We start from the raw sequence: 25,113 nt of genomic DNA, 5'->3' as shown, positions 1-25,113 counted from the left end.
AAACAGGAGCCGTTAAGACATGCCTAATTTCTTTATCGATCGCCCCATATTTGCGTGGGTGATCGCCATTATCATCATGTTGGCCGGGGGACTTGCGATCCTGAAGCTGCCTGTCGCGCAATATCCAACGATTGCGCCACCGGCGGTGACAATTTCCGCAACCTACCCGGGCGCTGATGCGAAAACGGTGCAGGACACCGTCACCCAGGTTATCGAACAGAACATGAACGGTATCGATAACCTGATGTACATGTCCTCAAACAGTGACTCAACCGGTACAGTACAGATCACCCTGACCTTCGAGTCAGGTACCGATGCTGACATCGCACAGGTTCAGGTGCAGAACAAACTGCAGCTGGCAATGCCGCTGCTGCCGCAGGAAGTACAACAGCAGGGCGTGAGCGTCGAGAAATCGTCCAGTAGCTTCCTGATGGTTGTTGGCGTTATCAACACCAACGGCACCATGACGCAGGAGGATATTTCCGACTACGTGGGCGCCAACATGAAGGATGCCATCAGCCGTACTTCCGGTGTGGGTGACGTTCAGCTGTTCGGTTCTCAGTACGCGATGCGTATCTGGATGGATCCGAACAAACTGAACAACTTCCAGCTGACGCCGGTTGACGTGATTAACGCGATTAAAGCGCAGAACGCCCAGGTGGCAGCCGGTCAGTTAGGCGGTACACCACCTGTGAAAGGCCAGCAGCTTAACGCGTCCATTATCGCGCAAACCCGTCTGACCTCCGCCGATGAGTTCAGCAAAATCCTGCTGAAAGTGAATCAGGACGGTTCGCAGGTTCGCCTGCGCGACGTAGCGAAAGTGGAGCTGGGTGGCGAAAACTACGACATCATTGCGAAGTTTAACGGTAAACCGGCTTCCGGTCTGGGTATTAAACTGGCGACCGGCGCTAACGCCCTGGACACCGCCACGGCGATCCGCGCAGAGCTGAAGAAGATGGAACCGTTCTTCCCGTCAGGTCTGAAAATCGTCTACCCGTACGACACGACGCCGTTCGTAAAAATTTCGATTCATGAAGTGGTTAAAACGCTGGTAGAAGCGATTATCCTGGTCTTCCTGGTGATGTATCTGTTCCTGCAAAACTTCCGCGCGACGCTGATCCCAACCATCGCCGTGCCGGTCGTTCTGCTGGGGACCTTTGCCATCCTTGCGGCCTTTGGATTCTCGATAAATACCCTGACGATGTTCGGGATGGTGCTTGCCATCGGCCTGTTGGTGGATGACGCTATCGTAGTGGTAGAGAACGTCGAGCGTGTCATGGCGGAAGAGGGTTTACCGCCGAAGGAAGCAACCCGTAAATCCATGGGCCAGATCCAGGGCGCGCTGGTCGGTATCGCGATGGTACTGTCGGCGGTATTTATCCCGATGGCCTTCTTCGGCGGCTCTACCGGTGCGATTTACCGCCAGTTCTCGATTACCATCGTTTCCGCGATGGCGCTGTCGGTGCTGGTCGCATTGATCCTGACGCCTGCGCTGTGTGCCACCATGCTGAAGCCCATTCAGAAAGGCGGTCATGGCGAGCATAAAGGGTTCTTCGGCTGGTTTAACCGCATGTTTGACAAGAGCACGCACCACTACACCGACAGCGTGGGCAACATCCTGCGTAGCACCGGTCGTTATCTGCTGCTCTATATCATCATTGTCGTCGGCATGGCCTATCTGTTCGTTCGTCTGCCAAGCTCGTTCCTGCCTGATGAAGACCAGGGCGTGTTCCTGACGATGGCGCAGCTTCCGGCGGGTGCATCGCAGGAGCGTACCCAGAAAGTGCTGGATGAAGTGACGGACTACTACCTCACCAAAGAGAAAGCGAACGTTGAGTCCGTGTTTGCGGTTAACGGCTTTGGCTTTGCGGGTCGTGGTCAGAACACCGGTATCGCCTTCGTCTCTCTGAAAGACTGGGCGGATCGTCCGGGCGAAGAGAACAAAGTTGAGGCCATCACTGGCCGTGCAATGGGGACCTTCTCGCAGATTAAGGATGCGATGGTCTTCGCCTTTAACCTGCCAGCGATTGTTGAACTGGGTACCGCGACCGGTTTCGACTTCCAGCTGATCGACCAGGGCGGTCTGGGTCACGAAAAACTGACGCAGGCACGTAACCAACTGTTCGGCGAGGTGGCGAAACACCCTGACCTACTGGTTGGCGTGCGTCCAAACGGTCTGGAAGATACGCCGCAGTACAAGATCGATATCGACCAGGAGAAAGCACAGGCGCTGGGCGTGTCCATCAGCGACATCAATACCACACTGGGCGCGGCCTGGGGCGGTAGTTACGTGAACGACTTCATCGACCGTGGTCGTGTGAAGAAAGTGTACGTGATGTCAGAGGCGCAGTACCGTATGTTGCCGAACGATATTAATAACTGGTACGTTCGCGGCAGCAATGGTCAGATGGTTCCGTTCGCGGCGTTCTCAACGTCACGCTGGGAATATGGTTCACCACGTCTGGAACGTTACAACGGTCTGCCATCAATGGAGATCCTGGGTCAGGCCGCACCAGGCCGAAGCACCGGTGAAGCCATGAACCTGATGGAAGAGCTGGCGAGCAAATTGCCTTCGGGCATCGGCTATGACTGGACCGGTATGTCCTATCAGGAACGTCTGTCCGGTAACCAGGCCCCTGCCCTGTATGCCATTTCTTTGATTGTGGTATTCCTGTGTCTGGCGGCACTGTATGAGAGCTGGTCGATTCCGTTCTCCGTTATGCTGGTGGTTCCACTCGGGGTTATCGGTGCACTGCTGGCGGCGACGTTCCGTGGATTGACCAACGACGTGTACTTCCAGGTAGGCCTGCTGACAACCATTGGCTTGTCGGCGAAGAACGCGATACTTATCGTTGAATTCGCCAAAGACCTGATGGAGAAAGAAGGTAAAGGGCTTATCGAGGCGACGCTTGAAGCGGTACGTATGCGTCTGCGTCCTATTCTGATGACGTCACTGGCGTTTATCCTCGGCGTACTGCCGCTGGTTATCAGCTCTGGCGCGGGCTCCGGTGCGCAGAACGCGGTCGGTACTGGCGTGATGGGCGGTATGATCACCGCGACCGTGCTGGCTATCTTCTTCGTTCCGGTGTTCTTCGTGGTGGTTCGCCGCCGCTTCAGCCGCAAAAATGAAGATGTTGAGCACAGTCATTCGGTAGAACCGCACTGATACCGGTTTCACATCATAAAAAGGCCGCATTAGCGGCCTTTTTCATTTTAAGAAAAAATCATAAAATACGCTTATTGTGGTTTTATTTATTTTCTGCCAGCGTAACAGGACATATCATAAATAACGGATAACGTAATCCGAGAATACAGGATTTTTTTAAATTCATTTCTTCGGTCAGAGGGTTAGGAATATTCCTAATTAAAAGTTCGGAAAAACAGAACTCCGGATTTGAACTTTTTCTTCAGGCGCAAACCTAAGCTAATGAAACGTAAGGAAGCTAACAAAACAAGCGTTAATCTGGATAAAAATGTTCCGTTCCGGATGAACATTTGCGTAGAGTCTCGCAGCCTGCGGTTTTATTTGTAATTTTTCGTAATAGCGCGGTGAAATCCAGACAGGAGTGGCTTATAGTTAGGTTATCAGGAACACAGCACTCATGTAGCTAAGTCAGTTGTATCCATCCCGACAATGATGTTCGGTGAGTAATAAATCACTCAGAAGGGGATGCGCTATGGACGAGTACTCGCCAAAACGGCATGATATCGCGCAGTTGAAATTTCTCTGCGAATCCTTGTACCATGACTGCCTTGCCAATCTTGATGAAAGTAACCATGGCTGGGTAAACGATCCAACGTCTGCCATCAATTTACAGTTGAACGAGCTTATCGAGCATATCGCTACCTTCGCACTTAATTATAAAATTAAGTACAATGAAGATAATAAGCTCATTGAGCAAATCGATGAATACCTGGACGACACCTTTATGTTGTTCAGTAGTTACGGCATTAACGCTCAGGATTTGCAAAAATGGCGCAAATCGGGAAACCGACTATTCCGCTGTTTCGTCAACGTGAGCAGAGCTAACCCCGTTAGCCTTTCCTGTTAAAATTATTACAATTACTAAGGTGAATTTATGTCTGAAAAACCACTCACAAAAGTCGATTATTTGATGCGCTTACGTCGTTGTCAGTCAATTGACACCCTCGAACGTGTCATTGAAAAGAATAAATACGAGCTTTCTGATAATGAACTGGCGGTATTTTATTCAGCTGCTGACCATCGCCTCGCTGAGCTAACGATGAATAAGTTATATGACAAAATCCCCACATCCGTGTGGAAATTTGTTCGTTGATCTTTGAAGTGTGTCTGTAGAGTTTCTACGCCACGTTCTAAGCTGTATTTACCTGTCCCGTTATGCTCCCTGTGCGAAAGCCAGGTCTCCGTGTTAAACGCGCTCATCAGCAACAATGTTGTGACTCTGCTCACATCGGCTTTTCGGGAACGTTCCCCTTCTGGCCAGTTGCGATTACCCTTCAGGAATCACATCCAGAGAGGTTTACGATGAGCATTGAAAAACAGAAGATGATTTCAGGTGAACATTACCGCCCGGGTGATGAGACACTACGCGCCGACAGACTGCGGGCACGCCATCTCATCCATCGCTATAACCACACTGCGCCTGATGAAAAAACAGAACGCCAGACCATTCTGGCGGAACTGCTGGGGCAAAGTGAAGGGGCTTATATTGAGCCGAGTTTCCGCTGTGACTATGGATATAACATTTATCTGGGCAAAAACTTTTACGCGAACTTCGATTGCGTGATGCTGGATGTGTGTCCTGTTCATATCGGCGATAACTGTATGCTCGCGCCGGGTGTTCATATTTATACAGCAACCCATCCCCTGGATGCGGAGGAACGTAATAGCGGCGTCGAGTTTGGTAAGCCCGTCACTATTGGCAATAATGTCTGGATTGGCGGACGGGCGGTCATTAACCCAGGCGTTACCCTGGGTGACAACGTGGTCGTCGCTTCCGGTGCCGTCGTGACGAAAGACGTCCCGTCTAATGTCGTCGTTGGGGGTAACCCGGCGAAGATCATCAAAACGCTGTAAGATCCCGGGGGAGTCAACTGTTATGGTCTTTTAGCGCCTGACTGTTACTTTTTTCAGCGGGATGGCTCCCCTAAAATTGGCAGACACCCTGTATTGTCTACACGCATAAAGGCAAAAAATGACCGAGATACAGCGCCTGCTTACCGCCACCATCGACGATCTTAACCTCCGCGAAAAGCGCGATAATCGCCCGCGCTTTAGCATCAGCTTTATCCGCAAACATCCCGGACTGTTTGTCGCAATGTATGCCGCCTGGCTGGCAACGCTTATTGTGATGCTGAAGTCCGAGACGCTGGTGGACTCCGTCTGGCTACTGGTTGTGTTATTTGTCGTCTTTAACGCTTTTTTCTTTTTCGACGTGAATCCCCGCTACCGTTACGAAGATATCGACGTGCTCGATTTCCGGGTCTGCTACAACGGTGAATGGTACAACACGCGTTTCGTGCCTGCGGAGCTTATCGAGAGCATCATGCACTCTCCGGCCGTTGAAACCGTGCAAAAAGAGAAGCTGCAAAAAATGGTTTCCACCAAAGGTCAGCTCTCTTTCTATGATATCTTTACTCTTTCCCGCCCTGCTGCTGCGTAATTAACGCCTGCAGGCGTCGGATACCCGGCACAAACTGCGAAGCAGAGGTATTGCCATAGCCTAAAACCAGACCGGTTTGCCCCTGCTTCGCCTCCAGGTAGTACCCGCTCAGCGCAGCGGGTGCCAGCTGAAATGCCCTCGCCTTCTCCGCAAGCCTCTGGTCATCAATACCGTCAATCGTCACCGTCAGGTGCATCCCGCCCTCTCCGGCAAGAATACGGTGTGGGGTGTGAAGCGCTGTGCTCAGCGCCTCGCGCAGCTGGCGGTAACGTTTACGATAAAGCCGACGCATGGCAGCAAGATGACGGGCATAGTGACCTTCTTCAATGAACAGCGCGAGGGTGCGCTGCTCCGCACGATGCCCGCCGCGCAGCAGCGAGCCAATGGCAGGGTGCGACGCCTTCGCAAGTGCGGGCGGCAGCACCATAAACCCCATTCTGAGTGACGGAAACAACGTTTTGCTGAAGGTTCCGAGATACACAACTGGGGCGTTATTCACCATTACCAGCATGGCCGGTACGGGCTCACCGGCATAACGGAACTCGCTGTCGTAATCATCTTCAATGATCCATGCGTTGTGCTGTCGGGCCAGCTCCAGCAACGCCAGCCGCCGCCGAGCGCTGAGCACGCTTCCGTAAGGGAACTGATGCGAGGGCGAAGTGAAAATCAGCGTGGGGGAAGGCGCATTCCGCCCTTCCCAGCACATTCCCTCATCATCCACCGGCATTCCCGTCATTGTCAGGCCGGTTTTGACAAAGGCACTTTTGGCCCCGGCGTAGCCGGGGTTTTCCACCCAGGCAACATCGCCAGGTTCGCTCAACAGTATCGTGCACAGATTAACCCCTTCAAGCGCCCCTTCGGTTATCACTATCTGGCTGGCGTCGCAGTCAATGCCCCGGGAGAGCGCGAGGTGGCGAGCAATCGCCGCACGAAGCGACGGCTCTCCGGCCGGATCGCCATACCCAAGCAGAGCGTTCCCCTCCTCGCGCAAGACGCGATCGTACAATCGCCGCCACAGCGGCAACGGGAAATAGTTGATGGCGGGCGTTCCCGGCGTAAATGCCATGACCGGAGTATCACGCTGCACCGGCGCAGGCAGATGAGTGACCCGTTTTGCCAGCACAACCTCAGGCGCCGGCAATGCCCGGATGCGTGCGCGATGCGCAAATTGAGCAACCTTTGTCCCCTGCCGGTTACGCAGCAAATAGCCTTCGAGGGTGAGCTGATCCAGCGCCGCGTTAACGGTGTTCCGGGAAACCGCAAGCTGCTGCGCCAGCGTGCGCGAGCCGGATAGCTGGCTACCAGACTGAAGTTTCCCGCTGAGGATGGCCTCTCGCAAAGCCAGATAGAGCGCCCGCTGGAGCGTCTCATCCCCACGCTTTTTCAGTGCAGCATGGAGCAAGGTATAAAATTCATCACCCGGTATATTCATCTCATCTCCTTGTGGTACCAACAAAACATAGTCGAGTGGTGCTTTTTAAGGAACCAGCAATTCACTAGTCTGAAGCTCTTTTCAACGTCACGGAAATGAAGATGAAGACATTCAATGAGTTTGGACAACCCGTGGGCGACGCCCTTATCGACTGGCAGCCTCGACCACATCCGTCCCGGATGGTGCTGCAGGGGCGTTTTTGTCGGCTTGAACCGCTGCGCGTGGCGCATGCCGAGGCGCTCTTCTCCGCCTATTCCCTGGCCGAAGACACCCGTAGCTGGACGTGGCTGCTGCGCGAACCTGATGCCACGGCCGCTGAATATGCCAAATGGGTGGCGAGCGTGAGTGACTTATCTGACCCGATGCACTTTGCCGTCATTGATAATCAGACCCAGTCTCCGGTCGGAACGCTGGCCCTGATGCGGATCGATCCGAAAAACGGCGTCGTGGAGGTGGGTCACGTTCATTTCTCGCCCCTGTTGAGCCGCACGCCAATGTCGACAGAAGCGCAATACCTGCTGATGCGGTACGTGTTTGATACCCTGGGCTATCGGCGATACGAATGGAAGTGCAACAGCCTTAACGCGCCTTCACGCAAAGCCGCACTGCGCCTGGGTTTTCAGTTTGAAGGGCGGTTTCGCCAGGCGCTGGTCATAAAAGGCCGTAACCGGGATACCGACTGGTTTTCGATTCTCGACAAAGAGTGGCCGGCGCTGGAGAGCGCCTTTGAAGGCTGGCTTGCCACCGACAATTTTACCGCCGATGGCAAACAGAAAAGATCCCTGGAAAGCTGGCGAGAAATACGCGCCTAGCGTCTTTTATTACGCCCCTGAACCGCCTTAAAGCGCGGATTGGATTTGCAAATCACGTATAAGCGTCCCTTGCGTTTGACTATCTGGCAATCCGGGTGACGCTGTTTCGCACTGCGCAATGAGTTAAGCACCTGCATCATTACCCCCGCTTCGCATTAAGAAAACCGCCAAAACGCTTACGGAAGCGCGCCGCGCTGCCATCCGTGGAGAACGTTTTTTGCTTACCGGTATAAAACGGGTGCGATTTCGAAGAAACCTCGATGGTGATGTATGGATACGTTTCACCGTCGAGTTCAATTTCGCGGTCAGTTTTAATGGTTGAGCCGACTTTAAAGTATTCATTGGCACTGGTGTCGTGGAATACCACAGTGCGATACGCTGGATGGATATCGGGTTTCATCATCAATCTCTCATGTTTTGTTATAACATAACAAAATAATATCCAGCCCTTGTTGAAAAAACAACCCCCCTTTTGCCACTGATATTTTACAGGTTTACCTGAGATAAAATAAAAACCAGGCCGCCCACGTGCTATAACTGTATCATTTCGCGGTAAAATCTTTCTCTTCAGGCAGGGAACTCAGCGTCCGGATTTCGACATATGAGAAAGGAAACGACAGCATGAACACCCGACATCTGGTCAGTCTGGTGACTGGCATACTTATCTTTTCTGTGCTGGTTCCCATTTGCCTGAGCATCTGGCTGGCGCATCGCCAGGCGGAAGAGAAATTTGTCGATGCGCTGGATAATTATGCTTCTCGTGTGCTGATACGCACCGACAGGGTGGTGGCTCAGGCAAAAGAAGCGCTTAATCACCTGCAGACGTTTGACGGCGTGCCGTGCAGCCCTTCGCATTTAAGAGAGATGCGCCGGGCCGCTTTTTCGTGGCGTTATGTTCAGGAAGCGATCTATACCGACAACCTGAAACCACGCTGCTCCTCGCTGGAGCAATCCAGCCATGCCTCCCCCTTCCCCCCACCAACGCGCATTACCCGGGATGGTTACAGCGCATGGCTGACCGCGCAAAACGATCTGGGATTTCACCGCTACATGGTTGTGCTGGGCAAAGGCCACTACCTTGTCATGATCGATCCTGACTCGCTGGTGGATGTGATCCCTTTTGGGGAGATAGCCATCGATGCCGCCCTGGTTGGAACTGCAACACACCGCATTTTTGCCAGCACTAATCCACTCGCGCCGCATATCCGCGAGATGATTCAGGAACGAGAGGGAGACCGCGTCCAGTACAACGGTTCAATGTACGTGATGAAGCCTGTCCCTGAGTTGGGCTTTACCGTCGTGACCTGGGCTCCGCTCAAACCTTTGGCTGATACCTGGCACAGGCAACTCCTTTTCTGGTTACCGTTTGGCATGTTGATAAGCTTGCTCGCCGCACTGTTTGTCTTGCGGATACTGCGTCGCATCCAGTCGCCCCGCAATCGCCTGCTTGACGCCATTAACAGCCGGGATTTTGTGGTTCACTATCAGCCCATCGTGGCGCTCTGTAGCGGGAAAGTGGTAGGGGCAGAGGCGCTGGCGCGCTGGCCTCAGCCAGATGGCAGCAGCCTCTCGCCGGATATTTTTGTTCCCCTTGCTGAACAAACCGGGCTCATCTCGCAGCTCACGCAGTTAGTCATTGAAAAAGTGTTTGAAGATATGGGCCACTGGTTGCAACACCACCCCGAACAGCATATCTCCATTAATCTCGCCCCCGCCGATTTGACCTCCGGCAAACTGCCGCCATTGCTGAGTCAGTTAATGAATAAATGGCAAATTCACCCCCGACAAATCGCCCTTGAGCTCACCGAACGCGGTTTTGCCGATCCCAAAATCAGCATCCCGGCTATCGCCGCGCTACGCCATTCCGGTCACCCTGTCTATATTGATGACTTTGGCACGGGCTACTCCAGCCTGAGCTATTTGCAGGATCTGGACGTGGATACGCTCAAAATTGATAAATCGTTCGTGGATGCGCTGGAGTACAAAAACGTCACGCCGCACATTATTGAAATGGCGAAATCGCTGAAGCTGGCGATGGTGGCGGAGGGTGTCGAGACTGAAGGGCAGCTCGCGTGGCTGCACCGTCATGGGGTGCAGTATGGACAGGGATGGTTTTACAGTAAGGCGCTACCAAAGACGGAATTTATTCTGTGGGCAGAAAATAACCTCGGGAAGTATTCTGACTAAGCCCCGCGGACACAAAATATGGCCGCGGGACTGCCCGTCAGACCGCCTTCTGACGCCAGCTGAAGCGATAACGAAGCTGGCGCGTCTGCAGGAGAAATTCCGGCGAGACGCTGGGGCTCCAGGAGTCATCGCCGCCCACGCCCATGTGGAACGCGTCGAGGTTGAGCCAACACCCCGGCTCTTCACGTAACAGGTGGTGATGGGTTGTCTCGCGCAACTGCTGCTGGCTGTAGCGGCTTATTGAGAAGTGGAACTGACCATTCAGCAGATGCGTTCCTGCCACAAGTTCGCGGGTATCGCAGCGCAAACCATTTTCCGTCGGGAAGATATACGGCGTGTGCATCGCCTCCAGGGGCAATGTCCAGCGCCCCTGCTGTGCCGCCAGCTTTCTGTCCGGGTAATTTTCGTGCGGCCCCAGCCCCAGCCAGTGAACGTTTTCCGGCGCTTCGGCGAGATGAACGCTCAGGCCAATCCGCGCGGGTTCCGGGATATCAGACGCCATATCGACCTGAATATCACCATGCAGAACGCCCTGCTCGTCCACCCGCCAGGTTTTACGGCTCAGGAACAGCGCTTTGCCCTGGTACTCCCAGACATGCAGGGTATTGACCACCACCTCGCGAGCATGCTGCTCTGCATCACAGGACAGTACGCGGGAGGTGAGATCGTACATACCCGCTGCTTTCCAGCGTTCAACCCACGCGTTCGGATCGATTTTCGTCGCTTCGCTCACGCCAATGTCATTATCCAACGGCGCGCGGCTGAAGCTATCCGTCACGGGTGAAATCAACAGTGCCACGCCATCTCGCCACCATTGGGTCAGGTTTCCGGAAGTGCAATCGAACTGCCAGCGCTGCTGCTGATGCGTTATCTCCAGCATGAGGTCATGTTGCGTCAACACGGGAGGTTCGCCCGCAGACACTGTCGGCGCAATAAAGAGAGGAACCGGGAGCGGCCACTGCTCCCACGCGCAGCGATGGCCAGCCGGTGACCACGGCGTTGCCCGCGGCTGGCGAACCTCAACATTCAGCCAAACCTCTCCCGGCCCGGCCTTCGGCGCAGGCAAATCGAGCTCCAGACGCTGGGTGCCCTCGGGAGCCATCGCGAGCGTGACCTCGCCCGCGGCCAGCACCTCTCCATCACGTGCAATCGTCCAGCTCAGCACCTCGTTATCGGTGTGGCGGAACAGGTAGCCGCTTTGCACCTCAATCACCAGCGGAGCAGTGCTCACCAGCGTAAAGGTAAAAAACTGCTGGGCGCGCTGCGCTTCGTACAGCGCCGGATGCGGGGTTCGGTCGGGGAATACCAGACCATTGAGGCAGAACTGCCGATCGTTCGGCTTATCGCCAAAGTCTCCGCCGTACGCCCAGAACGCGTTACCCTTTTCGTCTTGCTTCGTCAGGGCCTGATCGACCCAGTCCCAGACAAACCCGCCCTGCAGGCGAGGATGATTGCGAAACGCCTGCCAGTATTTCGCAAACCCACCAAAGCTGTTGCCCATCGCGTGGGCGTATTCGCAGAGGATCAGCGGACGCGTTTCATCCGGCATGCCGATCCATTTCTTGATTGACCATTTAGGTACTGCCGGGAAAGGCTGATCCTGATCGACCCGGGCGTACATCGGGCAGACAATATCGGTCGCTGCCGTATTCGCCCCGCCGCCTTCATACTGCACCGGGCGCGTCGGGTCGGTGGTTTTCAGCCAGCGGTACAGCGCATCGTGGTTCGCGCCGTGGCCGGATTCATTGCCCAGCGACCAGATAATAATCGAAGGATGATTTCGGTCGCGCTGCACCATGCGGGTCACGCGCTCGCTCATGGCAGGTAGCCAGCGCGGATCGTCAGCGAGGCGGCTCATCGGCACCATACCGTGCGTTTCGATATTCGCTTCGTCAACGACGTACAGCCCATAACGATCGCAAAGCCGGTACCACAGCGGATGATTAGGATAGTGCGAGCAGCGCACGGCGTTGAAGTTGTGCTGCTTCATGATTTCGATATCACGACGCATGGTTGCTTCATCCATCACCTGGCCGTTTTCAGGGTGGTGCTCATGTCGGTTAACGCCGCGGATCAGCAGCGGTCTACCGTTGAGCTTCAGCAGGCCATTGCTGACGTCAACGCGGCGGAAGCCAACGTCGCATGCCTCGACCTCCACCACCTCACCCTTTGGATTGAGAAGCGCAATCGTCAGGCGATACAGTTCCGGCGTTTCAGCACTCCATAGCGCAGGGTGCTCGACGGGGATCGCCACCGTTAACCGCTCAGCCCAGCCGCCGCGCTCGTCCACAATGGCAGAGCCTGGCCGTTGGGTCGCGCTGGCACAGCGTTCACCGTTGCGCCACAGCGTTATCGTAACATCGCACTCCGCGTAGCGAGTGCCTGTCAGCGCGACCGCCACTTTCAGCACCGCGCGGTCAAGCTCAGCGTTCAGGTCCGTCACCACATGGTAATCGGCGATCTGCGTTTCGGATTTATGCAGCAAAGTGACGTCGCGGAAAATGCCGCTCATCCGCCACATGTCCTGGTCTTCAAGATAACTGCCGTCGCACCAGCGCAGTACCATGACCGCCAGGCGGTTCTCCCCGGCGCGCAGCGCCGCCGAGAGATCGAATTCGGCGGGCAAGCGGCTGTCCTGGGAATAGCCTATCCACTGTCCGTTGCACCAAAGATGAAACGCCGAGTTCACGCCGTCAAAGATAATGCGGGTTTGCCCGCCATGGAGCCAGGCGTCATCCACCTCAAATGTGAGCGAGTAACATCCGGTTGGGTTCTCTTGCGGAACAAAAGGCGGCGTGACGGGAATGGGATAGGTGACGTTGGTGTAGATGGGCGTGTCAAACCCCTGCATCTGCCAGTTAGACGGCACGGGCATCGCAACGGCGTCCGCGCAATCTTCCGTTACCCATGCCTCCGGGACTTGCTCGGGTGCAGGAAAATAATTAAACCGCCACGCCCCGTTAAGATAACGTCTGCTGACTGACTCCTCGTCGTTCAGGGCCGAGGATTCATGGCGCCAGCTGTGTAACGGCGCATGAGCCGCCAGCCGGTTCCACTGGGTAACGCCGGGGTTTTCCCAGTCCCGTCGGGCCAGAATGGCACCGAGCGTCGGTGATAAAGTGTTGGGCATACTAACCTCTTTGCGAAGCGCTCACAATTTTAGTTAACATGCCCTGGCACTGGGCGAGGGTAAAGCATTCCATCGCGGAGCAGCGAGTCAGATCACAAAGTTTTATTTACGCGCAAGCTGCTCTGCCAGGAGAGCCAGGCGTCTGAGCTGCTCCGCCAGATCCTCTTGTTCGGCCTGCTGCGGATGGCGGCGCGCGGTGGAGTAACGGATCACCAGCGTAACCGGCAGCTGAACCTGCCAGCACGCATCGCCCTGGAGGGGGTCCAGCAGCCACGTCACGCTGCGTTCGCCCGCCTGGCGAAACGCCTGGCGAACGGTCGTCAGCGGCGGCGAAAACCAGGCACTGTCGGCCGTATCGTCAAACCCGACTACCGATAGCTGGCCAGGGATCGCTACCCCTTTTTCCGCGCAGGCGCGCATCACCCCAAGCGCCATTTGATCGTTCGCCACCAGAATCGCCTCCGGTAATACCGTACCCGACAGCAGCATATGCCCTTTTTCATAACCGCTGGCCGCGCTCCAGTCACCGTATTCCACGGCAACCGCGTCAAGGCCGGCCTGTGCCAGCGTCGCTTGCCATCCGGCCAGACGCGCACGCGCAGAGACCGAGCTTTCCGGTCCGCTCAACAAAGCAATATGCTGATGCCCCAGCGAAAGCAGATGCTCAACGCCCAGACGCGCCCCCTCCTCTGCGTTAAACACGAGGCTGTTTACCTGCGCTGAGGGCGATACATCCAGAAACAGCACCGGAACGGGCGATGCCAGCGCCCTGAGCTGTTCGGCGTGAGGATCGTCAAGCGGCACATTGACCAGCAGTGCTTCCACCCGCTGCGCCAGCAACGCCTGAAGCGCGGCCTGACACTGGTGCGGTTGCTCTACCATGGAAATGAGGACACTCGCCCCCTGTTCCGCTGCCCGGGATTTTACCGCCGAGACGATTTGTGAAGGCGCGTGCAACGCCAGATCGGTCGTAATAAGACCCAGCGTACGGGTGCGTTTACCCGCCAGCTGTTGTGCCCGCAGGTTAGGCACATAGTGCAGTTCCGCCATTGCCTGCTGCACCTTTTCCCGCGTGCGGGCAGAGACATGCTCCGCGTCGTTAATCACGCGGGAAACGGTCTGATAAGAAACCCCCGCAAGGGAGGCGACATCATAGAGAGTGATTGCTTTCATGCTTTCTGGCATCGCGATAGTCGAAGCGACTATTCTGCCACAGCGATGCCGTTAAAACATGTGAGCGCTTCGCAAATTAAACAACCCGTTCCGGCTGAGGAACGTTCTCATTGCGCGACTTCTGGCGGAACCAGGGCATACAGAGCTGAATAAGCGGACCAATGGTCAGGGCATACAGTACGGTTCCTACGCCAAACGTACCGCCAAGCACGCACCCAATCAGCAGGACGGACACTTCGATTGTGGTTCGCACGCTGCGAATGGACCAGCCCAGCCGGGCGTGAATGCCTGTCATCAGACCATCGCGCGGGCCGGGCCCGAAACCGGCACCAATGTACATACTGGTGGCAATCGCGTTCATCACAATGCCCGATACCAGGAAAGCGATTCGCACAGGTAACGAACTCAGCTCGGGGATGAGCGCCATGCTGGCGTCTGCCGCCAGACCGATACAAATCACGTTACTGATCGTGCCGAGTCCGGGCATCTGGCGCAGGGGGATCCACAGCAGCAGCACCGCAGCGCCGGTCAAAATGATCACCGTCCCGATACTCATCCCCAGCTGTAGCCCGACGCCAAGGTGAAATACATCCCACGGATCAACCCCCAGATCCGAGCGAATAAACATCGTGGTAGAGAGGCCATACAGACCCAAACCGACATAAAGTTGTAGCAGACGACGTACCATTTTTTATCTTCTCCCGATAACCAGGCTTTCATCCTGACCTAAAATGGCACTATGATTAATGTCCAGTTTTCAAATAGTGGACTGCATATGTCATCACGCCGCTTTGGAAGTCAGTCTCTGGTACGCCTTTTAGGCCACTGGCAGCAAGCTTCATCCCGCACCCCGCTCTGGCGCCAGCTGGCTGACGCGTTGCGTCTGTTAATCCTTGATGGCCGACTGGCATTAAATACGCGACTGCCGGGTGAGCGTGAGCTGGCTACGGCGCTGGACGTGAGCCGGACCACCGTCAGCAGTGCCCTCGCCCATCTGCGCGAGGAGGGATATCTTGAAAGCCGCCACGGCAGCGGGTCGCGCGTGATCCTCCCGGATACGCGCGCCGTTCCTACCCTTTCAGCGGCGAGTGCCGCACTGGATCTCTCCACTGCCGCCCTCAATGCCGGGCCAGAGATCCACCAGGCTTATACCCACGCGCTGACGGCTATTACCCAGCACCTCTCGCTGACGGGCTACGACCAGCTTGGGCTGCCTGCGCTTCGGGAAGCTATAGCGGCACGCTATACCGAACGGGGTCTTCCCACCCGCGCAGACGAAGTCATGGTGGTCAACGGTGCCGTCAGCGGTTTTGCGCTGATATTGCGGATGTTAACCGGGCCGGGAGATCGCGTCGTGGTCGATCACCCTACCTATCCGCTGGCGATTGCCGCCATTCAGGGGGCGCAGTGCCGGCCCGTTGGGGTGTCGCTGCCGGATACAGGCTGGGACACGGATGGTTTTGCCGCCACGCTTGCCCAGACTGCACCGCGCCTGGCTTACCTGATGCCTGATTTTCACAACCCAACCGGGCGTTGTATGGATATCGCCACCCGTCAGGCGATCGCCGATATTGCCGCGCAAACCCGCACGACGCTGGTTGTAGATGAAACGATGGTCGATCTCTGGTTTGACTCGCCCCCACCGCCACCGCTGGCATCGTTTAACCGGGAGGCAACCGTCATGACATTAGGCTCCGCCGGAAAAAGCTTCTGGGGCGGACTGCGTCTCGGCTGGATCCGCGCCTCTTCACGTACCATCGCCACCCTCGCCCAGACGCGGGATACGCTTGATCTGGGCTCGCCGCTGCTGGAGCAACTGGCGACGCTGTGGCTTATCAACAATAGCGAACGTTTTCTGCCCGCTCGCCGCAAGATGCTTGCGGAACGGCGCGATCGATGCAGTGAACTGCTGCGTGAACATTTTCCCGAGTGGCGATTCCATGAGGCGGAAGGCGGACTGTCTTACTGGATCGAACTTCCCGGCATGCTGGCGACACAGCTTGCCGCGCGGGCAGAAATCATCGGGATTAACCTGGGAACGGGTACACGGTTTGGCTTATCGGGGGCGTTTGACCGCTTTTTGCGCATGCCCTTCTCGCTGGAGCCAGCGGAAATGGAAGCGGCGTTACTGCGGATTAAACCCTTATGGCGTGCATTACATTCAAATGAGCCGGCCATCAAACGCAGTCTGGTTTAAGAATAAAAAGTTTGAAGGGGATCATAAAATAAAAACTGCTGACTGTAATATATGCAGTCAGCAGTTTTCACTGGACAACAATTAATGTTGCGGAGGAATAGGGAAACCTTTCAGCGAAATAACGAAGTTATCACCGTCTTTCTTTATTTTTGCACCGGTATCACACCAGTCAGACGCAATACGAAAGAACTCATCGCTTCCAACATTCCAGCCAAGACGTACATGCTTCACATAGCCTGAGCGCAAGAGATCGCAGGCCTCGTTGTAGTCACTGGCAGTTGACAGTTGTTGTTTCATTTTCTCTTCTTCAGAAGTTTACGTAGTGCTTTGATTTCTTTAGGAGTAAAAGGAGAAACACTCTCTTCTTCCGTATGCTGATTATCAATATCTTCTTCCGATACTCCCGCCTCTTCTACTGCTTCAAACGCCAGCAGCAGCAGTTTCTCTGTGGTCACGCTTAAATTTTCGTTATTCACTTCCGCATAGTGGCGAAGCCTTTCTTTTAGCGCGTCGTCAATTTTAACATTTAAAACCGCAGTAGCCATGTTTGTCACTTCCCTTCGGAATAAGTACTTTATGTAATACACGAAGTTAACACTGTTATCCAGATTTATATTTTTTTGAATTTTGGTGTTAAATAGACGTCCAAATATAAAATGCCAGTCTATTATTACAGGTTTATGACAATAATATTTCATCGCGATGAAATATATATTACAGCGTATAGGCGTTATAGTATTGTGGAATAATGACTACAGAGAGAGGTAACGCAGGAAGGTTTGTACGAGGCCGTAAATGGGTGGGGGCCCTGCCAGCTACATCCCGGCACCCACGTCGTCTGCCCTGGCTGCTTCCTTCCGGACCTGACCTGGTGAACAGAGTAGCGTTGCGGGAGAACCAACAGAGCCCCCATTGAGAGCGTTGATAACCAACGCGCTGGCGCATTATCCCTGTGCGAAGACCCAATTGCAAGCGACCCGGAACCGGATGCTGGTTTATTGCGCAAACAGACGCAGCAATCAGGGCAATCTTCGTTTACCATGGCTGTCCAGATGATCCCCGCAGGTGCAGGTATGGACGAACACGACTCCTTTCCCCAGCGCGTATGGCAAATTGTGGCCTCAATCCCGGAAGGCTACGTCACAACCTATGGTGATGTCGCACAGCTGGCCGGTTCACCGCGCGCGGCGCGACAGGTAGGTGGCGTTCTTAAACGGCTGCCGGAAGGAAGCACGCTGCCCTGGCATCGCGTGGTGAATCGTCATGGTGCCATCTCGCTGACCGGACCGGATCTCCAGCGTCAGCGCCAGGCATTACTGTCAGAGGGTGTGCAGGTATCGGGATCGGGACAGATTGATTTGCAAAAGTACCGCTGGGTGTACTAACCCCTCCCCCGAAGGAGAGGGTGATAGCAACAATTACATCTGGGTCGGTGGGGTTGGCAGGGACGGCTGATTGGTCTGTGGAGCAACCGGCACTTCGGTTTGCTGTACGGGAACCAGATTCAGGTCGACTTTAGTCCCACCGTGGTTAATGGCTTCCTGAACCGTATCGGTAATAAAGACCAGCTTATCGTTGATCGTTACCGCGGCACTCAGCAGGATACGGGCATTCGGCTGCACGTCTGACGGGTTATATGGCAGCACGAAGCTAAATGGCGCCTGCTTACCTTCAGTACGAACCGCACGCTGAGCCAGGACTTTCGACGGCGCGTCGGCCAGAGAAGCATCAGACAGCGTAACCGTTAATACCGCATCCGGCGGCAAAGCGACTCTCTGTTTGATCCAGATGGTACCGGAAACATTAGGCTGCTGAATGGATTGCTGTGAAAGGGTATTAATCCCGTTCGGATCGGCTGCAGGTACCGGCACCTGGGCGCTCTTACCGGCACAGGCGGACAACGCCACCGCAATAGCTACACCACTTAGCATGGGCACGAGTTTCATTGAAGTCTCCTTATCATCAATGCACCAGCGGGATCGATCCCATCCGATGTCGTTTCAATCACATAACGTATTCAAGTGTGGCACAGATCACCGATTAATGCCTGAAAACGTGCCGATATTAAGATTATTCTACCCATCGGACCACTTACATTTCTGCGTTATACTCTGCCTATCTTTCGCTACGGCGTTTATTGAGGACAACTATGAGTCAGGCACTGAACAATCTGCTGACATTACTGAATCTGGAAAAAATTGAGGAAGGACTCTTTCGCGGACAGAGTGAAGATTTAGGCTTGCGCCAGGTCTTCGGTGGGCAAGTCGTTGGACAAGCGCTGTACGCGGCAAAGGAGACCGTCCCGGCAGACCGTCTGGTGCATTCGTTCCACAGCTATTTCTTACGCCCTGGCGATAGCGCAAAACCGATTGTGTATGATGTTGAAGTTCTGCGTGACGGTAATAGTTTCAGTGCCCGCCGCGTGGCGGCCATTCAGAACGGTAAGCCCATCTTCTATATGACCGCCTCGTTCCAGGCACCGGAACCGGGATACGAGCATCAGAAAACGATGCCGCCGGCACCGTCGCCAGACACGCTCAAATCAGAGACCGATATCGCCCGTGCGCTGGCGCATCTGCTTCCGCCACAGGTCAAAGAGAAATTTCTGTGCGATAAACCGCTGGAGATCCGCCCCGTCGAGTTCCATAACCCGATGAAGGGTCACACCGCCGAGCCGAAACGTCAGGTCTGGATCCGCGCCAACGGTACCGTGCCGGAAGATTTCCGCGTGCATCAGTATCTGCTCGGGTATGCGTCAGATTTTAACTTTCTGACGGTGGCGCTGCAGCCGCACGGCGTCGGGTTCCTCGAAAAAGGGATGCAGGTCGCGACCATCGACCACTCCATGTGGTTCCACCGTCCCTTCAACATGAATGAGTGGCTGCTTTACAGCGTGGAGAGTACATCGGCATCGAGCGCTCGCGGGTTTGTGCGTGGAGAGTTTTATACGCAGGACGGCGTGCTGGTCGCTTCAACGGTGCAGGAAGGGGTAATGCGTAATCGCGGTTAATAACGTGCGGCCTGATGCCCTCACCCTGGCCCTCTCCCACAGGGAGAGGGAATAAACATTAAAAACGGCAATCGAGATTGCCGTTTTGCTGTTGGTTATGCGTTATACGCATTCTCACCGTGGCTGTTCACATCCAGACCTTCGCGCTCCTGCTCTTCCGGTACGCGCAGACCCACAGTCATGTCCGCCAGCTTGTAGCCAATAAAAGCGACAACGGCAGACCACACCACAGTGATAGCAATACTTTCCAGCTGCACCAGTACCTGATGAACCATAGTGACACCTTCTGCATAGCCCACGCCACCCAGCGATTTCGCGGCGAAGATACCGGTCATGATACAGCCGACGATGCCGCACACACCGTGCACACCAAATACATCGCAAGGGTCATCAACGCGCAGCACGCGTTTCAGTGCCGTAACGCCCCACAGACCTGCAAGACCTGCAACCAAACCTACCAGCAGCGCACCACCGACACCCACATAACCACAGGCAGGCGTGATACCGACCAGGCCCGCGATTGCGCCAGAACAGGCACCCAGCAGGGAAGGTTTACCGCGCACCGCCCACTCACCGAAGACCCAGGAGAGGATCGCACCGGCTGTGGCCACGACGGTGTTTACGAAGGCCAGCGCGGCGATTTCGTTTGCTGCGCTTGCAGAACCGGCGTTGAAGCCAAACCAGCCAAAGTAGAGGATCGCGGTACCGGTAAAGACCATCGGCAGGTTGTGCGGTTTGAACGCTTCTTTACCGAAGCCCACGCGTTTGCCAATCAGGTATGCGCCAACCAGACCCGCTACCGCGGCGTTGATATGTACGACGGTACCGCCCGCGAAGTCCAGCGCGCCGTGCGTTGCCAGCAGACCGCCACCCCAGACCATGTGCGCAATCGGCACATAGGAGAGCGTCAGCCAGACCACCACAAAGATCAGAACGGCAGAGAAACGAATACGCTCGGCCAGCGCGCCTACAATCAGCCCGACGGTGATGCAGGCGAACGAGCCCTGGAACGCAACGTGAATATACTGGTAGAAACTGCCCATCAGCGCGGTCAGCTCAATATTTTTCAGCATCACCCAGTCAAAGTTACCGAAGAAGGCGTTGCCAGTGCCAAAGGCCAGCGAGTAACCGTAAACCACCCACAGCACGCAGACCAGTGCGAAGGTCACGGCTACCTGGGTCAGCATGGAGAGAACGTTTTTGCCACGGATCAGACCGCCATAGAACAGGGCAATCCCCGGAATTGACATGAACAGCACCAGCGCGGTGCTGATCATCATAAAGGCGTTATCGGCTTTATCTGCCACCGCAGGGGCAGCCAGCGCGAGGCCCGGCAGCAGTGCCAGCGAACCCAGACCCGTTTTAAGTGTTGCTATCTTCATTTTCTCGATCCCTATCACTGTGTGCCAGGAGTTACTTACAGTGCCGCTTCGTCAGATTCGCCGGTACGAATGCGAATGACGCGCTGCAGTTCGGCAACGAAAATTTTGCCGTCGCCAATTTTGCCTGTGTAGGCCGCTTTGCTAATGACATCAATGACTTCATCAAGCTGATCGTCAGCAATCGCGACATCAATTTTTACTTTTGGCAGAAAGTTAACGCTGTATTCCGCCCCGCGGTAAAGCTCGGCATGACCCTTCTGACGACCAAAGCCTTTCACTTCGGTGACAGTCAGTCCCTGAATACCCATGGAAGACAACGCTTCACGCACGTCTTCGAGTTTGAATGGTTTGATTACAACCGTAACCAGCTTCATAGATCCCCTCCAGTCAGAATTCGGTAATGGCCGCAGCTTACGCAGAAGGTATTGCAAGGGGTGTGCCAGAAATGAAAACCAGAAGGAACTGCGGTGCAAAGAGCGCTACACGGCCTTGATAAACGAACCGGTGAAAAAAAACGCACCATGCCGGTGCAGGGTGCGTTTCCGTTTTGCACCAACAGGAATGACTGTTAGCGCGTCGCCTCATTTTGGTGCATCAGGCGCTCAGCGATTCTTCCTCACGCACGCTTGCCGCCAGCTCTTCGCCTGCCAGCTGAAGCTGATACATCTGCCAGTAACGTCCCTTGGCTTCCAGCAGTTCACGGTGCGTACCCCGTTCAACGGCCTGGCCGCGATGTAGCACCAGAATGGTATCGGCATCAACGATGGTGGAAAGACGGTGGGCAATCACCACCAGCGTCGTATGGTCACGCACGGCGGACAACGCCTGCTGGATGGCCTGCTCGGTACCGGAGTCAATACTGGCTGTCGCTTCATCCAGAATCAGAACCTGCGGCGTTTCAATCAGCACCCGCGCCAGGGCGAGGAGCTGTTTTTGCCCGACGGAGAGATTGTTCCCCTGCTCGCCCAGCTTAGTATTGATCCCCTCACTAAACCCGCGCGCCAGATCCGCCAGCTGCACTTTTTCCAGTACCTCCCAGACCTGCTCCTGCGTGTAGTCCCGCCCCAGGGTCACGTTCGCATAGAAGGTATCGGCCAGGACGACCGGATCCTGCTGCACCATCGCGACGCCTTTACGCAACACGTTGTGGCTAAGAGACGCGAGCGGACGTCCGTCGATCCGGATTTCACCGTGCGTAACCGGGTAGTAACCCATTAACAGGCTGGCGAGGGTGCTCTTACCGCTTCCCGTATGGCCCACCAGCGCCACGAAACCACGCGACGGAACATCAAGTGAGATATCCTGCAACACCAGCCGGTCTTCGCGATAGGCAAACGAGACATTATCAAAATCAATGGCACCGCTTTGCAAAGGCCGCTCATCGTTGCCGTAGGCCTGTCGCGGCCGGTCCATCAGCTCGAACACACGCTCACCGGCGACCACAGCCTGTTGCAGCATAGACTGCTGGGTGGTGAGCTCGATCAGCGGTTCGTTAAGGCGCCCCAGATAGCTAATAAAGGCGTACAGCACCCCCACTTCAATCGTACCGTTAGCGCTCAGCCCAAACAGCATCAGGAGACCGCAAAGCACCAGCGCAGAGAAAAGGCTCAGCAGCGGACGCAGCAGAAAACCGTCAAGCCGCAGCGTCTGCATGCGTGCCATATAGTGCGAGCGGCTGGCTTCGCCCATCCGTTCACCAAAGCGCGCCTGCTGGCGGAACTGCTGGATAACGCTCATGCCGTTGATGACTTCGTTGAAGCCATCGTTGATGTCGGCCAGATAGGCTCGTACCCGACGCACGATTGGCGTGCTGTAGCGCTGGTAGATGACCATGACGATCAGCACCGCCGGGAAGATCGTGATCGCCACCAGCGCCATGCGCCAGTCGAGACTGAACATTGCCACCAGCATCGCACCAATCAGCGCCGCGCTGCGGAGCACCGTCGCCACCACGGTGACGTACAGATCGCGGATCACCTCGGTATCGTTGGTTACCCGGGAGATAACCTGCCCGACCGGCTGAATATCAAACTCGCTGAGCGGCTGGCGAAGCGCGGCGTCCATTACATCCGTGCGCAGCTGCTGAACGACACCAACGGCTGCGCGGTTAAACAGCAGCGACTGCGCATAGTGCAGTCCTGCCGCCGTCAGCTGTAACCCAACGTAAGCGACGCCTAAACCCGCCACCAGCCCCAGGGGCAGGTAGCTTTTGGCGACCATATTGTCGATAAAGTAACTGATGAGCAGCGGCCCGCTCACTTCTGCAATCGCCGCTATCCAGAGTAAAAGCACGGCCACGGACAGCGGTTTACGCCACGGCGAGCCGTAGGCCAGCAGACGTTTGAGCGTCGGCCACATCGTTCCGAGCTTACGCATTAGCGGCCTCCTCATTCTGTTCGGGGGCATCGTCCAGCGCCGCTTCAAGCTGTTGATAGCGATACATATCGCGATACCAGCCCGGTTGCTCAACAAGATTTTCATGCTGCCCGCGCTGGGCAATGTGCCCGTGCTGCAATACCAGAATTTCGCTGGCTTCGGTCAGCGCCGACAAACGGTGAGCGCTGATAATCACCGTGCGACCGTCGCCCCACTGACGCAGGTTATGCAGGATCTGGTGCTCGGTACGGCCATCCACAGCGGAGAGCGCATCATCCAGGATCAGGATTTCGGCATTCAGCAGCAGCGCACGGGCAATCGAAATACGCTGTTTCTGCCCGCCGGACAGCATAACGCCACGCTCCCCGACTTCCGTTTCGTACCCCTGCGGCAGACGCAAAATATCATCATGCACGCTGGCTAAACGCGCCACATGCTCGATCTCCTCCTGCGTCGCCGCAGGGCATCCGAGGGCAATGTTATTCGCCACGGTGTCCGAAAATAAAAACGGCGTCTGGCTGACCACCGCCAGGCGGCCACGCCACTCATCCAGCAGCAGGTTCTTCAGGGGAATATCATGGAAACGAATATCCCCTTCGGTGACGTCAAAGTGGCGCTGGAGTAGAGAGAGAACGGTACTTTTTCCGGCCCCCGTCGGACCACAAATACCCAACATCTGGCCGGGCTGAAGCGTAAAGCTGACGTTCTCCAGTACCGGATGCGCCGTCTGCGGATAGACAAATTGACGGACGTCGACCTTCATTACGCCACGCCCTTCCGGGACCGCTTCGCTGCCGTCAGTCACCACCGGCGCTTCGGCCAGCATGGCGCGAATGCGGCTGTAGGCGGCGCTGCCCCGCTCCACAATGTTGAACATCCAGGCTAAAGCCAGCATCGGCCAGATCATCAGCCCGAGATACATCGCAAAACTGGTCAATTGTCCCAGGGTTAACGTCCCCTGTACCACCATCCAGCTACCGCCTCCGATAGCCAGCAGGTTGGCCATGCCAATCGCAACATAGATTGTCGGGTCAAAACGGGCGTCAATGCGCGCGACGCGCATGTTCTTCGCCCCCGTGTCTGCCGCATCGGCGGCAAACAGCGCGGACTGCCGGTCCTCCAGACCAAAGGCTTTGATCATGCGAATGCTGGTCATGCTCTCCTGGGTGCGATCGTTCAGAGACGAAAATGCCGCCTGCGCCAGTTTGAAGCGCTCGTGCAGCTGTTCGCCGTAGCGATTGATCGCCAATGCCATCAGCGGCATCGGCAGCAGCGCCAGAAGGGTCAACTGCCAGCTGATCTGCGTGGACATGACAATCAATACCGCACAGCCCATCACCAGCGAGTCCACCAGCGTTAATACCCCTTCTCCGGCGGCGAAGACCACGCGATCGACATCGTTCGTGGCACGGGCGATGAGGTCCCCGGTGCGATGGCGCAGATAAAATTCGGGATGCTGTCGGCTCAGCTGGCGGTAAAAATCTTCACGCAGCTCAACGGCCAACTGATAGGACGCACCAAACAGCAGCACGCGCCAGACGTAGCGCAGGAGATAAACAATGACGGCCGTCAGCACCAGCGTGCCGACCCACATCAACACCCGTGCGGTGGTGTAATGCTGTTCGGTGACGCCATCCACGACGTACCCCACCACTTTCGGCGGGATCAGCTGCAGAATGGCAATGATAATAAGCAGGGCCACTGCACCGAGGTAGCGTTGCCACTCCCGACGAAAGTACCAGCTTAATTGGGCAAATAATCGCACGCGG

The 25,113-nt window shown here is 55.7% G+C and carries 23 protein-coding genes and 1 other RNA gene; 10 read left to right on the top strand and 14 right to left on the bottom strand.

The annotated features are described in order from the left end of the window. The first annotated feature begins 19 nt into the window (after window positions 1-19). The 5 genes from acrB (at window position 20) to G0034_RS05095 (ending at window position 5,645) form a co-directional block, all read left to right on the top strand. Window positions 20-3,166 carry a multidrug efflux RND transporter permease subunit AcrB gene (gene acrB, locus G0034_RS05115; RefSeq protein ID WP_014882803.1) on the top strand — a complete coding sequence of 1,049 codons (3,147 nt, stop codon included), beginning with the start codon at window positions 20-22 and terminating at the stop codon, window positions 3,164-3,166. Between the two features lie 511 nt (window positions 3,167-3,677). Further along, window positions 3,678-4,052 carry an Hha toxicity modulator TomB gene (gene tomB, locus G0034_RS05110; RefSeq protein WP_008499288.1) on the top strand — a complete coding sequence of 125 codons (375 nt, stop codon included), beginning with the start codon at window positions 3,678-3,680 and terminating at the stop codon, window positions 4,050-4,052. A gap of 27 nt (window positions 4,053-4,079) precedes the next feature. After that, entirely contained in the window at window positions 4,080-4,298 is a 219-nt protein-coding gene (gene hha, locus G0034_RS05105; RefSeq protein ID WP_014882802.1) for a hemolysin expression-modulating protein Hha, read from the top strand. Between the two features lie 209 nt (window positions 4,299-4,507). Next, window positions 4,508-5,059 (top strand): maltose O-acetyltransferase, encoded by a 552-nt coding sequence (gene maa / locus G0034_RS05100; RefSeq protein ID WP_014882801.1) that lies wholly within the window; start codon window positions 4,508-4,510, stop codon window positions 5,057-5,059. A gap of 118 nt (window positions 5,060-5,177) precedes the next feature. Then, on the top strand, window positions 5,178-5,645 hold the full coding sequence (locus G0034_RS05095; RefSeq protein WP_179120573.1) for a YlaC family protein: 468 nt from the start codon (window positions 5,178-5,180) through the stop codon (window positions 5,643-5,645). Here the strand turns inward: G0034_RS05095 and pdxR are convergent. Continuing rightward, on the bottom strand, window positions 5,617-7,077 hold the full coding sequence (gene pdxR / locus G0034_RS05090) for a MocR-like pyridoxine biosynthesis transcription factor PdxR (RefSeq protein WP_179120572.1): 1,461 nt from the start codon (window positions 7,075-7,077) through the stop codon (window positions 5,617-5,619). The genes G0034_RS05095 and pdxR overlap by 29 nt on opposite strands. Before the next feature lie 101 nt (window positions 7,078-7,178). Between pdxR and G0034_RS05085 the strand changes: the two genes are divergently transcribed. Next, a complete protein-coding gene (locus G0034_RS05085; RefSeq protein WP_179120571.1) occupies window positions 7,179-7,889 on the top strand; it encodes a GNAT family N-acetyltransferase in 711 nt (236 codons plus the stop codon). Here G0034_RS05085 and ykgO read toward each other — a convergent pair. Both ykgO and G0034_RS05075 read right to left on the bottom strand, forming a co-directional pair. Then, a complete protein-coding gene (gene ykgO, locus G0034_RS05080; RefSeq protein WP_179121310.1) occupies window positions 7,886-8,026 on the bottom strand; it encodes a type B 50S ribosomal protein L36 in 141 nt (46 codons plus the stop codon). The genes G0034_RS05085 and ykgO overlap by 4 nt on opposite strands. A 2-nt stretch (window positions 8,027-8,028) precedes the next feature. Continuing rightward, the gene (locus G0034_RS05075; protein WP_010428154.1) at window positions 8,029-8,289 is read right to left on the bottom strand and encodes a type B 50S ribosomal protein L31; all 261 of its coding nucleotides are present in this window, start codon (window positions 8,287-8,289) and stop codon (window positions 8,029-8,031) included. Between the two features lie 221 nt (window positions 8,290-8,510). On the opposite strand from G0034_RS05075, the gene pdeB reads away from it, so the two are divergent. Next, window positions 8,511-10,076 (top strand): cyclic di-3',5'-guanosine monophosphate phosphodiesterase PdeB, encoded by a 1,566-nt coding sequence (gene pdeB / locus G0034_RS05070; RefSeq protein WP_179120570.1) that lies wholly within the window; start codon window positions 8,511-8,513, stop codon window positions 10,074-10,076. 37 nt (window positions 10,077-10,113) lie between these two features. Here pdeB and G0034_RS05065 read toward each other — a convergent pair whose 3' ends face one another. The 3 genes from G0034_RS05065 to yczE form a co-directional block, all read right to left on the bottom strand. Further along, window positions 10,114-13,206: a beta-galactosidase gene (locus G0034_RS05065; RefSeq protein WP_179120569.1), complete on the bottom strand. Its 3,093-nt coding sequence runs from the start codon at window positions 13,204-13,206 to the stop codon at window positions 10,114-10,116. Between the two features lie 102 nt (window positions 13,207-13,308). Then, complete coding sequence (locus tag G0034_RS05060) at window positions 13,309-14,379, bottom strand: LacI family DNA-binding transcriptional regulator (RefSeq protein WP_179120568.1); 1,071 nt, start codon at window positions 14,377-14,379, stop codon at window positions 13,309-13,311. 76 nt (window positions 14,380-14,455) lie between these two features. Continuing rightward, complete coding sequence (gene yczE / locus G0034_RS05055) at window positions 14,456-15,067, bottom strand: membrane protein YczE (protein ID WP_014882793.1); 612 nt, start codon at window positions 15,065-15,067, stop codon at window positions 14,456-14,458. Window positions 15,068-15,154: 87 nt separating this feature from the next. Here yczE and yczR point away from each other — a divergent pair, with 87 nt between their 5' ends. After that, complete coding sequence (yczR, locus tag G0034_RS05050; protein WP_014882792.1) at window positions 15,155-16,576, top strand: MocR-like transcription factor YczR; 1,422 nt, start codon at window positions 15,155-15,157, stop codon at window positions 16,574-16,576. 81 nt (window positions 16,577-16,657) lie between these two features. Here the strand turns inward: yczR and G0034_RS05045 are convergent, their stop codons facing one another. The 3 genes from G0034_RS05045 to ffs form a co-directional block, all read right to left on the bottom strand. Continuing rightward, the gene (locus G0034_RS05045; protein WP_023310588.1) at window positions 16,658-16,873 is read right to left on the bottom strand and encodes a hypothetical protein; all 216 of its coding nucleotides are present in this window, start codon (window positions 16,871-16,873) and stop codon (window positions 16,658-16,660) included. Then, window positions 16,870-17,121, bottom strand: coding sequence for a hypothetical protein (locus G0034_RS05040; RefSeq protein ID WP_023310587.1), 252 nt, complete (start codon window positions 17,119-17,121; stop codon window positions 16,870-16,872). The genes G0034_RS05045 and G0034_RS05040 overlap by 4 nt, the downstream gene beginning before the upstream one ends. A gap of 261 nt (window positions 17,122-17,382) precedes the next feature. Next, window positions 17,383-17,479, bottom strand: an RNA gene (ffs, locus tag G0034_RS05035) — signal recognition particle sRNA small type. Between the two features lie 170 nt (window positions 17,480-17,649). On the opposite strand from ffs, the gene G0034_RS05030 reads away from it, so the two are divergent. Continuing rightward, window positions 17,650-17,961, top strand: a complete 312-nt coding sequence (locus G0034_RS05030) for an MGMT family protein (RefSeq protein ID WP_014882790.1) — start codon at window positions 17,650-17,652, stop codon at window positions 17,959-17,961. A 33-nt stretch (window positions 17,962-17,994) separates the two neighbouring features. Here the strand turns inward: G0034_RS05030 and G0034_RS05025 are convergent, their stop codons facing one another. Further along, the gene (locus G0034_RS05025) at window positions 17,995-18,522 is read right to left on the bottom strand and encodes a YbaY family lipoprotein (RefSeq protein ID WP_014882789.1); all 528 of its coding nucleotides are present in this window, start codon (window positions 18,520-18,522) and stop codon (window positions 17,995-17,997) included. A 203-nt stretch (window positions 18,523-18,725) separates the two neighbouring features. On the opposite strand from G0034_RS05025, the gene tesB reads away from it, so the two are divergent. Beyond that, window positions 18,726-19,586 (top strand): acyl-CoA thioesterase II, encoded by an 861-nt coding sequence (tesB, locus tag G0034_RS05020; protein ID WP_179120567.1) that lies wholly within the window; start codon window positions 18,726-18,728, stop codon window positions 19,584-19,586. A gap of 95 nt (window positions 19,587-19,681) precedes the next feature. On the opposite strand, the gene amtB is transcribed toward tesB, so the two are convergent. The 4 genes from amtB to G0034_RS05000 all read right to left on the bottom strand — a co-directional run bounded on the left by amtB (window position 19,682) and on the right by G0034_RS05000 (window position 25,109). Continuing rightward, window positions 19,682-20,968: an ammonium transporter AmtB gene (amtB, locus tag G0034_RS05015; protein ID WP_014882787.1), complete on the bottom strand. Its 1,287-nt coding sequence runs from the start codon at window positions 20,966-20,968 to the stop codon at window positions 19,682-19,684. Window positions 20,969-21,003: 35 nt separating this feature from the next. Then, window positions 21,004-21,342 carry a P-II family nitrogen regulator gene (gene glnK, locus G0034_RS05010; protein ID WP_008503304.1) on the bottom strand — a complete coding sequence of 113 codons (339 nt, stop codon included), beginning with the start codon at window positions 21,340-21,342 and terminating at the stop codon, window positions 21,004-21,006. Between the two features lie 220 nt (window positions 21,343-21,562). Then, the gene (locus G0034_RS05005) at window positions 21,563-23,344 is read right to left on the bottom strand and encodes a SmdB family multidrug efflux ABC transporter permease/ATP-binding protein (RefSeq protein WP_014882786.1); all 1,782 of its coding nucleotides are present in this window, start codon (window positions 23,342-23,344) and stop codon (window positions 21,563-21,565) included. Continuing rightward, a complete protein-coding gene (locus G0034_RS05000) occupies window positions 23,337-25,109 on the bottom strand; it encodes a SmdA family multidrug ABC transporter permease/ATP-binding protein (RefSeq protein WP_045134720.1) in 1,773 nt (590 codons plus the stop codon). Before G0034_RS05000 ends, G0034_RS05005 begins: the two co-directional genes overlap by 8 nt. Between the last annotated feature and the right edge of the window lie 4 nt (window positions 25,110-25,113).

Origin of the sequence: Enterobacter sp. T2 (assembly GCF_010692925.1) — a bacterium.
Taxonomy (GTDB): domain Bacteria; phylum Pseudomonadota; class Gammaproteobacteria; order Enterobacterales; family Enterobacteriaceae; genus Enterobacter; species Enterobacter kobei.
This window is presented reverse-complemented; position numbering and strand designations above follow the sequence as displayed.